This is a genomic window from Alicyclobacillus acidiphilus NBRC 100859 (genome assembly GCF_001544355.1).
Lineage (GTDB): Bacteria > Bacillota > Bacilli > Alicyclobacillales > Alicyclobacillaceae > Alicyclobacillus > Alicyclobacillus acidiphilus.
Map to the genome: position 1 here is coordinate 1 of NZ_BCQI01000087.1, position 10,757 is coordinate 10,757.

8 protein-coding genes and 1 CRISPR repeat array are annotated in these 10,757 nt (G+C 54.2%); of the genes, 6 read left to right on the plus strand and 2 right to left on the minus strand.

The genetic code is table 11. The features are described 5' to 3' along the window. Window positions 1–629: DUF6904 family protein (locus AAC01S_RS19625; RefSeq protein ID WP_067625294.1), on the plus strand; the 629-nt coding region annotated here is incomplete at its 5' end. Window positions 630–992: 363 nt separating this feature from the next. Here AAC01S_RS19625 and AAC01S_RS17045 read toward each other — a convergent pair. After that, entirely contained in the window at window positions 993–1,199 is a 207-nt protein-coding gene (locus AAC01S_RS17045) for a type II toxin-antitoxin system HicA family toxin (protein WP_217997856.1), read from the minus strand. A 17-nt stretch (window positions 1,200–1,216) separates the two neighbouring features. Beyond that, window positions 1,217–1,444, minus strand: a complete 228-nt coding sequence (locus tag AAC01S_RS17050; RefSeq protein ID WP_067625300.1) for a type II toxin-antitoxin system HicB family antitoxin — start codon at window positions 1,442–1,444, stop codon at window positions 1,217–1,219. Between the two features lie 567 nt (window positions 1,445–2,011). Between AAC01S_RS17050 and cas7g the strand changes: the two genes are divergently transcribed. The 5 genes from cas7g to csb2 (AAC01S_RS20305) are packed head-to-tail and all read left to right on the plus strand — an operon-like array spanning window position 2,012 to window position 9,775. After that, complete coding sequence (gene cas7g, locus AAC01S_RS17055; RefSeq protein WP_169794083.1) at window positions 2,012–3,289, plus strand: type I-G CRISPR-associated RAMP protein Csb1/Cas7g; 1,278 nt, start codon at window positions 2,012–2,014, stop codon at window positions 3,287–3,289. Then, window positions 3,286–4,812: a type I-G CRISPR-associated protein Csb2 gene (gene csb2 / locus AAC01S_RS17060; RefSeq protein WP_067625303.1), complete on the plus strand. Its 1,527-nt coding sequence runs from the start codon at window positions 3,286–3,288 to the stop codon at window positions 4,810–4,812. The genes cas7g and csb2 (AAC01S_RS17060) overlap by 4 nt, the downstream gene beginning before the upstream one ends. Continuing rightward, a complete protein-coding gene (gene cas3g, locus AAC01S_RS17065; protein WP_067625305.1) occupies window positions 4,809–7,895 on the plus strand; it encodes a type I-G CRISPR-associated helicase/endonuclease Cas3g in 3,087 nt (1,028 codons plus the stop codon). The genes csb2 (AAC01S_RS17060) and cas3g overlap by 4 nt, the downstream gene beginning before the upstream one ends. Next, window positions 7,892–8,917 (plus strand): type I-G CRISPR-associated protein, Cas3-extension family, encoded by a 1,026-nt coding sequence (locus AAC01S_RS17070; protein ID WP_067625308.1) that lies wholly within the window; start codon window positions 7,892–7,894, stop codon window positions 8,915–8,917. Before cas3g ends, AAC01S_RS17070 begins: the two co-directional genes overlap by 4 nt. An 18-nt stretch (window positions 8,918–8,935) precedes the next feature. Continuing rightward, a complete protein-coding gene (gene csb2 / locus AAC01S_RS20305) occupies window positions 8,936–9,775 on the plus strand; it encodes a type I-G CRISPR-associated protein Csb2 (protein WP_370670840.1) in 840 nt (279 codons plus the stop codon). A gap of 389 nt (window positions 9,776–10,164) precedes the next feature. Continuing rightward, window positions 10,165–10,710: direct repeats of the CRISPR family, unit length 37 nt; unit sequence GTTACTCCGCAGGGATCGCCTGCGGCATCATTGAAGC. Window positions 10,711–10,757: the final 47 nt, after the last annotated feature.

The window sequence follows — 10,757 nt, forward strand, 5'->3', positions numbered from 1 at the left end:
CCGAAGGGGCTCGAATTCGCGTTCTCGGTCTCATGTACGACATCCGACATGCGTTTCAGGGAGACCGGGAATTCGAGTCCGTTCACAACGGAATGGACTCGGATAGAATGAAGTTTCTGGAGATGATCACGCCCGAGAAAAATCTCTACTACAAATGCCAGGTCTACTATCCTGAAGCGCTGTTCATCGCGATTGCCCTCAATGATTTTATTCGACTTTACGCGAGGAAGCAGGCGAAGAGGTCCCGTTTTCCGTTGTTGGATAAACAAAATTTATGGGATGAACACATTGCGACATCGCGGTTATTTCAGTCGCTGATCATACATTGTCTGAAGGAAGTTGTCACGGAGGCTTCTTTCAAGCGGATCATGAACTTGATGCACCAGGATTACTCTTGGGCGAATGGGTACGCAACGCAGTATTTGGACATGTTGAACATCCGATACCTGAAAATCGGAGACAAGGATGAGCGGGCAAAGGCGCTTTCGACGACAGTTAAGCGAATGGTGGAGAAGGGCAAGGGATACCGCCGAGTCGAAGAGGAAGTTTCAGCTATGGCGCGGAAACACAATTGCCCAGTCGAGGATATCCGTTTTGTGGAGAAATATCCGGAGGAGATAGGGTGGTAGAAGGACGGAGAACGAACGGGCTCACCTGGACGATCAAAACGTCACTGTCGAATCGTAGCTTGAAGGGACGAGACAGCGGTTGAGGCCAAGGTAAATATCCGACGAAGTCTCAACAACACGGTCTTAGAAGACATGAATATGCCAAAATTGCCTTGATAAATGGATAAAAGCGGGAGGCTAGGGGCGACTCAGTGGCTTTCAAGTGAACAAAGAAGGTTTCGAGGGTGCAGCACCTCGGTATATTGGAAACGGGTCCCATACGCCGAGGTGCCTTCCAAGTCAATGAGGCATAATCGAATGAACGGCGTCGCGGAACAACAATCGGGTCAACCGTTTTTCTGTTACCTAAGCGATACTGCATCTCTACTGGTCGATGAGTTTACAAAAATCCTCATCGGACAACCCCGCCTGTCTCAAAATGGAACGCATTGTCCCCTGTGCTAGTTCCTTGTGGTTTGGTATAATGACAATTTTCCCATCTGTGCGACGCATCTTTACGTGACTGCCTCGTTGGCTGACGTGTATAAACCCGGCGCGTTGAAGTGCCGCCATCAATTGTGCGCCCGACATAACTGGATAGTGCGGGCTCACGGGCGAACCTCAACGTCCAGTGGAGCAATGATGGGGGTATTCGGAATTTCTATCTCCACTTGGTCTTCAAAATACAGCTCCACGGCCTCACGTAGATTGCTCATGGCTTCATCAATCGTCTCGCCTTGGCTCGTCACTTCGACTTCTAGGCACCTAGCCACGAAAAACTTACCTTCGCGCGTAATGGCGGCCGTCACGCGTAATTTCTTTTCCTGGTCGCTCATAGATGATCCCCCTTTGTGGTCCGTTGCTCCCAAAATGCGAAATATGTTCTTCCGCTATCCGGTATGGGTTTCGCACGTGGCAGAGATTGTGGTAGGAATCGCATACTCGCCGCCTGGACAGCCGGAAGCGGATCGACTGCGCTAAAATCTGTGCTGTTCTAAATGTACTGAATCAGTTGTACACTGCAGAACCTCAAAGGGGCCACAGAGCAAACTCTGTGGAAGGCCTACGTATGGCTCAAAACGAAAATTTTAGAGATAAACGCTTCAATGCTGCCACCCCATGTTAGGATGGATTGATGGAATTGTAGCGAACTTGTATAATTAGGTCAATATTGACCTTGGTTTAACTCTACAATATAATATTGGTATCCTAATCGGAGGTGAGTGAAATGAGATGGGGCATCGCTGCATCGGTGTGCGTCGCGATTAGTTTCTGTGTTGGTGTAAAATGGTATAATACCAAGACGACATCTTTGTCTAATCGTTAGGAAAGCGGTTACATATAGGAGGGCAAATCTCCCTCCTCTCTTTTCCCTACATTTTTCCGAATGGATGGTGAAACGAATGATTTCTTTCTCGCAATTGGAAAAAATGGTTCGTGGTGATGCCGCGCTGCGAAGAAGACAGGTATTGCAGCCGATTGGTGGGCCGGGTGACAAGATATTTCCACCGACATATCCGGCGGATCGTAGAGACGCTCCTCCACAGCACGTCTATGAGGTTCGAAAGATCGACGGAACTGAGATTTGGTGTGTCCTCCTAGATAGTGTTCAATCCCAGGCCAACAGAATGGAAGAAGCGTTGCTCACTGCAGTCAGAGAGGAGGGTATCCGCATCCCGCATCTCATCGTGGATTTCAAGGATCACGGGATATTTGGACTCTCTGAAATCACCTCTCTCGACGCTCCTCACCGGGTTTACGACGCGATCATGCGGGACAGTCTGGTCGACGGAAAGCCTTTTATGCAAAGTGAAATCGGTATACGTCTCGCTCAGGCGAAGCCAGATGATGCCTCCGCGTTGCTCGAACTCTCCCCGACCGCACTGCTCTTCGGAGCGTGGCATTCGACAGGAGGTGGCGGTGGATTAGGGGCTAGATTTGCGCGTTGCCTCGTATCGGAAATCATGGCTATCGATGTCCCGGTTGAGTTAGGGTCGGCCCGGGGACAACAAAATGATACGAGGCAGGGTGCAAATGCATTGCCGCTCCGTCGGGATATCGATTCCGAAGTGAGGACAGCCGGACGAAGGACCGGGAGTCGGATGGATCCGCTTGGCATTCAAAGAAAAGTGGAAGTGTTCAAGACGGACGATGGCAGTTGGGATGTCTCGAAGGATGGTGCTGGCAAAGGGGCCAAGCAGGTTCGACCATCGGAGATTAATCATGGCAACATTGCCCCAACTGTTGCCCCCCTTGGTATCACTTGTGATCATGCTGAACACACGTTCGTTCTCAGCTTTGCCGCGATGCGCCGATTGCGGTTCGGCTCTCGTGACCGCGACGCCTTTGGCCGTACACTGATTGCTGCGCTTGGTTTGCTCGCACTGGCTGAGCAAGATCTCCGTGGCTATTCCTTGCGATCACGATGTGATCTCGTTCCGCATGGCCTAGCCCCGCTTGAAGTGGTGCATCCGGACGGAACGGCTGACATTGTAGAGGTCGATCTTGACTCGGCTCGCCATGTTTACGAAGAGGCCTTTGAGGCGGCGCAGAAGGCGGGCTTCAACCTGGCTACAGATCCGGTTCGTTTAGCGCCACAGGACAAGCTCGTATACCTCGTGAAGGAAAGTCAACGGTTGGCGCTCTCAGGCAAGGGTGGAGAGGCGGAAGACGAAAAATGATGCTGGTGCTCGAAATCGAGTATCTGTCTGGCGTCTCATACGCGGCGATCGGCCCGGACAGCGCAGTGCCAGATTGGCCGCCACAACCGGATCGGATATTCTCTGCACTTGTTGCAACATGGGCAGCGCACGGTGAGCCGGAGGACGAAATGGAAGCGTTGAAGTGGCTGGAGCAATTGGAAGCGCCGCTTTTGGATGCGTCCGAAGCGTGGTCGCGAACCCAACGCACAAGCTACGTTCCACCGAACGATGCCACGTCATCGAAAAAGGCACATGCGTTGCATCTCGTTCCGGCAAGACGCGAGCGCCAGCCGCGTCATTTTGCGGCGGCCAGGCCAGAACACCCGATTCTCAGGTTGTTGTGGAAAGAGCCACGCTCAATGGATGAAGAGAAAGTTGCCGCGCTCAACGCTCTGGCGATGGATACCGCATACGTGGGACATTCTTCAAGCTTGACGCGCTGCCGTGTGTACTTGAGTGATGAGGACATGCCGGATACTGTTCAGACGGTGAAACGTACTGTCTATCCTGGACGCTTGGACGAACTGGTTCGCGCGTTTGAGGCTGGGCGTCGCCCTCGCGCCGGTGTGTGGGTTTCGACCCAACCACCCGTTCGGAGTCATTCGCAAGTATCCGTTTTTTCTCCCGAATGGCTCTTGCTTGAAGCGGTGGAAGGCGAAGATCCACACGAAAAGTTGCCAGACATCCGGGCCGCGGCTTTGGCGGCAAAAGCAATTCGAGATCGGATTGTGGAGGGATACAGACTGAGCCGGGCGGACGTTCCTGCTCCCGCTGTGGTGAGCGGCAAAATGCCGAATGGTCGTCCAGCTGTGGAGCCGCATTTGTCCATTGTGCCCCTTGCTTTCGTAGGTTTTCCTTACGCGGATGGCCATTTGCTTGGTTTTGGTCTTGTGCCACCACGCGGTAGCCGTCTGTTTAACGAGGCTGGCTGGCGGGGCGCGCTTCGCAGTATTACCGAGTGGGATGAACGGAGTCAGCGCCATGTGATGGTTGTTCCGCTCGGTTCCGGAGAAACGAACACGCTAACGATGAAATTGGCCTTTACACTGGAGCCCAGTAAGAAATCGCTCGATTCGGCACTGTACGTGTACGATAAGGGTAAGCCTGCGAGGACATTTGCAACCGTTACGCCCATGGTCCTCGATCGCTATGTAAACGAACGGGGCACAGCGCAAGTGGAGGCAATCGTGCGTCAAATTGTCCAAGCCTGTCGACACATCGGACTCCCAGAGCCTGAAATGGTATCGACGCGCGACGGCGTGAGGCCGGCTGTCATTGTGGACAAGCATTCGTCGTTTGAAGGTGCGCCATCTGTGACGATGGGTGGGAAACAACCGCATTGGATGCGTTGGAGGCTGCCAGATTACCTGTCCGGCAGGATGTTGACGCATGCCGTCATTCGGTTTCCAGAACCAGTTGCCGGGCCGGTGATTTTGGGGGCAGGACGGTACCTTGGTCTTGGCCTTTGTCGACCTGTTGCGGATGGAGGGGACTTTGTGTGAGCAGGCTGCTTGAGTCAGAAGATTTTGCATCATTTTTTCACGCAGTGCATGGCGTTGAACCGTTTCCGTGGCAGAAGCGTCTCGCAGCACAGGTGCTGGAGGAAGGAAAGTGGCCGGACATTCTGGACCTGCCCACTGGTTCGGGAAAAACATCAGTGCTGGACATTGCCGTGTTCCATTTGGCGATGGAGGCGGATCGGTTGCGCGAACGGCACGCTCCCGTACGGATTGTGTTCGTCGTCGACAGGAGATTGGTGGTCGACGATGTCTATCGTCACGCCAATCAAATCAAGGACGCGTTGACTCAATCACAAGCGGAAACTGCGAAAGCAGTAGCGGAGCGACTCGCGACATTATCTGATTCCGGTGTGCCGTTGATGGTGCAGCGGCTCCGCGGCGGCGTACCGCATGAAGGAGATTGGGCGAGATCGCCGATGCAGCCAACCATTTTATGCTCAACGGTCGATCAAGTCGGATCCCGGTTGCTGTTTCGGGGATACGGCGTATCGGATCGAATGAAGTCCATTCATGCAGGGCTTCTTGGCGCGGATTGCCGATTTTTTCTCGACGAGGCACATCTCGCAGAACCCTTTCGGCAGACGCTGGAATGGGTGAGGCATTATCGGGGAGATGCATGGCGAGAGAACTCGGAGTCTGAAAGTTCGTGGGGGTATACACTCCTCACAGCGACACCACAATCGGACGAGGCAGAGCGATTTGAACTAGCGTCTGAAGATTACGAGCATCCAATTTTTCGGGCGCGATGGACAGCATCAAAGCCGGCGAGATTGTACCGGTTGCCGAAAATTTCGTCAGCGCGCGCCGAAAGTTCGGATGAGGAACAGCAACAACTCGTGCGGGAAGTGCTCAATGAGGTGAGGCGTGGTCTTGCTGAACTCAATTCGTCAGGAGTAAAGGCGCCGGCATTTGGCGTCGTGGTGAACCGCGTGGGGCGAGCTCGAGCTGTGTTTAACGGGATGAAATCCGTTCTGAGAGAGGCATTTCCTAATCAGGACATCAAACCGATCCTTCTCATTGGCCCATCGCGTTCACTGGAGCGGGATCAGATTGCGGAAATATTGAGGGAGATTCGAACCGAGTCGGCGTTGGCTGGTCAGGTTCGATCTCTTTCGCAGCCCATGATTGTGGTCGCAACACAATGTATTGAGGTCGGAGTCGATCTCGATTTGGACGGTCTTGTCACGGAAGCAGCACCCATCGATTCGCTGCGCCAGCGATTTGGGCGCTTGAACCGTGCAGGCCGCGACGTTTCAACGTTCGCTTCAGTTGTCGCTGCACATTCGGGCATCCAGGAGAAAAGCAGGGATCCTGTCTACGGAGCGTCAATTCCGCGTGCGTGGGACTATCTGACGCGGAACGCGCAGCGGTCAGCCGAGAATGAAGGGACGTTGACCTTTGATTTCGGATTAGCAGCCTTCGATTCTGTCATGAAGGCGGATGCCATCCCGACGGATGCGCTCTCGCCAAAGCCCGATGCGCCAGTTCTCCTGCCGGCTCATTTGGATTTGCTCAGTCAGACTTCGCCCATTCCCAGCGCAGATCCAGAGGTCGGACTGTTTTTGCACGGGAATCGACGAGAACCAGACGCTGTTACGGTCATCTGGCGAGGTGATCTTCACCCAGAACAAAATTCCGAAATGGTCCGCCGATTGCTGGGACTGGTTCCGCCGCGTGTTGCCGAAGCGATCGAACTCCCGGTATGGGCAGTCCGACGCTGGCTTCGAAATGTGCCAAACGTAGATGAAATGCTATCAGACGCCGCCGGAATGGCACCCGACGAGACGCAAACTCGCTCACCCTCGGGGCGCAAGGTATTTCGATGGCTCGGGGATGACGACCGCTCTCTTTGGGTGTTTCCCGGACAAATCAGACCCGGCGACACGATTGTCGTCCCAGCATCATACGGCGGCGTGGACCATGACGGTTGGAATCCGGAAAGCAAGGATGTGGTGGTCGATCTCGGCACCGAGGCGAATTACGCGTATGCCAGACGGAGATTTGCGGTGCGTATCGCTCCAGGGCTGATCGAAAAGGACCGGGAGGCAGCACTTGCCACGTTACTGGCGGAAGCTTACTCGCGTCCGTGGAGGGACTTGCTCGGCGACTTGCTTGAATTCAACAACCGAGTTGACGAGTCCGACCGTCGCGAACGGTGGATGATTCAGGCGCAAAAATCGATTCAGAATGGGCTAAGCATGTTGGGTACCGGGAACGACGCGAGGGATGCAAACGTCGCCAAAGTGAAGTCAAGCAGTGGAAAGGTTACAGTCATCACGGATTTGTACGGTACGGATGACCAAGGGAGACCGCGTGGGGTTGTTTTGCTGGCGGAGCACGGGGTCCAAATTGAAGATGAAGTGCTTGTCGCATCGACCGAGGACGACGCAGTCGCCCCAGTGCCGAACAAAGAGATTGTGTTACGGGATCACTGCCGCAGTGTCGGTGAGAAGGCAGAAATGTTTGCGAGAATGGCTGGCATGTCGGAGGAGCGCGTTCGCGATATCCGGGTGGCGGGTTGGCTGCATGACATCGGGAAGGGGGATAGCCGGTTCCAACGGTGGCTTGCGTATGGTGACTTGCTTGCTCCAGATCCAAAGCATCTGTTGGCTAAATCGAAGCAAGTGATTCCGCCAACAGTACGTGAGAAAGTCGGACTGCCGCACCGTTGGCGACACGAGGGCCTATCCGTGCGGTTGGCTCCGCTGAACCCGATGTTTTCGCAAGCGCAAGATCCTGAACTGGTCCTGTGGCTCATTGGCACGCATCATGGTTATGGCCGCGCATTTTTTCCACATGCCGATCCCCTGGACAAGGAGGCGCGCGACGCGAATTCGATCGATCCGGTGTATACCACGGACGGTGAAGTATACACGCTCGCACAGGGGGATGGTCCTCAATCGCTCGCCTACGCGTGGAATGGGCGTGATTGGCCCTCTCTCTATGAGGTGTTGAAAGATCGCTATGGGGTTTGGGAACTTGCGCGCATGGAGGCCATTCTTCGTCTCGCAGATCATCGAGTGTCCGAAGAAGAAGCATCGTCGACGGACGGAGGTGCTGCATGAAGTCGACCATATTTTACCGATTAGACGGGTTTGAGGCGGATAATCTGCTCGCGTTTTTCGCCCTGCTTGGATTGTTGCGTGCCTTGGAGGCTTTCGATCAAAAGATGGAGCAGGAGAAGCGACTATACCCGCGAGTCTCCTGGAGCGATGCGCCGGTCTACCCGGTACTTCACGTGTCGCAAAATCTGTCGCGGGAGGAAGTGGCGGAACGGGCAGCAGACGGGATCGCGCTGCTTGCTGGCGAGCACCAATTCGGGGATCACCTGGACTTGGATTATGTGCAGAAGGACGCGCGGGCACTGCTTTGTGAGGCGGCGCGATCTGCCGATTGCAAAAATCGTTATCGAGCCGATTTATTGGCAGCGTTGATGAGTGATGGTGCCGTCAAGGATGATAAAAAGGCTAAATCCGCAGTGATCGATCCGACGCCTATCTGTCTTTTGTTCGGCGGTGGGCATCAGCACTTCCTCGACCGACTTGCAAGGGTACCGAATGATTGTGCACCACCGCAGCGTGGTCGTGGAAAGTCTGCGGTGACGCTCTCTCCAGCGGAATGTCTGGCAGAGGCGTTGTATTCTCCTTGGCATCGGAAGGACCCTACATTCTCGTTTCGCTGGGACCCTGAGGAGGCCGTGCGTTACGCCTTGATGGCAGGAGATCCAACCGATGTCGATTACAAGGTTTATACGCAGCATGGCGCCAATCGCTTGGCCGCGATCGGCATCTCTACATTGACCGTTGCACCGCGAACTCGGGGAGGCCGTGTACGTGCTTTTATCCTCGGCGGTTATATGGATGGTGGCGAATTTGCGTTCGCTTGGCCGATTTGGCGGCCAGCTATCTCGCTGGCGGCTGTGCGCGGTTTGCTCGGTCATCCCGGGCTGTGGGAGGAGAATGGGCTGACTCATCTCGATGTCGTCAACGTGTTTGTCGCTCGCCGGATTCAGGTGGCGAGGCTGATGAATTTCACGAGAGGTGTACCATTGTCAGAGTGGCAGACAGCCAAAGGAGAGAGGCGATAAATGACAGTCCAACATCAAATGGAGCAAGGAGAAAAGCCCATACTGCGCTCAGGTCAAGAGGTGCAGGTTGCAAGATATCGTCTGACTTGCAAAACTCTACCTAGACTTGAAGATACCATTCGAATCGGGAACTTGTTTCGATTGGCGCTGATGTCTCTCGGACCAGACAGGGTTCCTCAGATCCTATCCGGGAAAGATGAGCGGGGGTGTCCCCTTCAGGAGGTGCACCAGCACTCGCTGTTTCTTCCGGAAGATGCGGACGGAGATAGCCACATTGACCATTTATTGTTCTATTCCCCTCTCCCTGTGTCTGAAGAGGTTGTTCAGTCGCTGTGTGGACTCCGAGGGTTGTGTACATCTGGAAGCTTTAATCCAAGAAAGGCACGAATGTGTGGAGATGTCTCCCGCGCGTATGATGTAAGACGGTGGCCCGTTATACTGGAGGGGATTGGAACCACGCGTGACATAGGGAATGACACTGCGTTGTTACAGACCAGTCGCGTCTGGATTTCCTGTACGCCATACTACCATCCTTGGTTCCGGAAAAAGCATGGGAAGTTTGGGCCGATAGACCAGATTCGTCATGAAACACGATTGAGGGGATTGCCGGACATCGTCAGCGCTGAGGTGCTCGCTGATGGCTGGCATACTCTCAACCATTCGGAAACAGACGCTGACGCGGGCGAACAGCCATATCCATTTGGTTTCGAACTTGTGCGATCGGGCCATTCAGCCAAGGAACGGATTCCCGATCGATTTGGGCGATACATCAGAATTATGTTCGCAGAACCTGTTACTGGGCCTGTCGTTTTTGGATATGGGTGCCATTATGGACTTGGTTTGTTTCGGCCGGAATAGCCGTCGCATGATTATGGTTCTTGCGATGGACGTAACGAACCGCTCCATTGGTTAGCGCCTGTGGGGTGGCACTGCTCGTCCACGTCTGGCGGTAGGAACGAGTACAGTACAGCATTTGTACCCACGAATGGAATCCGCGAGTTGGACAATTTTTGTGTCTATACTTGTGAGTTAACCCGTAACATATATGAGATTAGCTCTTGTCTGGCTGCCGCGCGAACCTGAAGTGGTAAGAAAATGTGGCGGAGGTTCTCGCTCTACAGAACGTGAGACTGGGGCGCCATTTGTGACAGTTTTTTGCTTACGAGGGGGATTGGTACGATGAATCTCCGCCGGGTTCGCGCAGATAACTCGAAATGCCGTACTGCAATTAGGACGAGAAAGTTGCAGTTACTCCGCAGGGATCGCCTGCGGCATCATTGAAGCTTATTGAGTTTGTTTTATATTGTTTAGGTCATAAAGTTACTCCGCAGGGATCGCCTGCGGCATCATTGAAGCCTTCAACGCTTCGTTCTCAGCACGAAGCTTGTCCAACGTTACTCCGCAGGGATCGCCTGCGGCATCATTGAAGCGGATGCAACGAGAGAGTCCATACGCTCACTTTGCCGAGTTACTCCGCAGGGATCGCCTGCGGCATCATTGAAGCCGCGAAAGACGTCTGCGCCTCATCCGGACTCGCAACGTTACTCCGCAGGGATCGCCTGCGGCATCATTGAAGCACGTTCGAACAGGTGATGGAGCACCTGGACGGGGGGGTTACTCCGCAGGGATCGCCTGCGGCATCATTGAAGCACATGATTGCTGACTTACCGTACATACCGCAAGGGGTTACTCCGCAGGGATCGCCTGCGGCATCATTGAAGCAAATATGATGGCGCGCCGCCGGAAACCGTTCACAGTTACTCCGCAGGGATCGCCTGCGGCATCATTGAAGCCTTGACCATCAAAAAATACACGAATGAGCAGATCACGTTACTCCGCA

Bases quoted from the DNA above. Each gene is read 5' to 3' on its own strand.
- AAC01S_RS17045 (WP_217997856.1), bottom strand. From the start codon at position 1,199: ATGTCGGGCGCACAATTGATGGCGGCACTTCAACGCGCCGGGTTTATA.
- AAC01S_RS17050 (WP_067625300.1), bottom strand. From the start codon at position 1,444: ATGAGCGACCAGGAAAAGAAATTACGCGTGACGGCCGCCATTACGCGC.
- cas7g (WP_169794083.1), top strand. From the start codon at position 2,012: ATGATTTCTTTCTCGCAATTGGAAAAAATGGTTCGTGGTGATGCCGCG.
- csb2 (WP_067625303.1), top strand. From the start codon at position 3,286: ATGATGCTGGTGCTCGAAATCGAGTATCTGTCTGGCGTCTCATACGCG.
- AAC01S_RS17070 (WP_067625308.1), top strand. From the start codon at position 7,892: ATGAAGTCGACCATATTTTACCGATTAGACGGGTTTGAGGCGGATAAT.
- csb2 (WP_370670840.1), top strand. From the start codon at position 8,936: ATGGAGCAAGGAGAAAAGCCCATACTGCGCTCAGGTCAAGAGGTGCAG.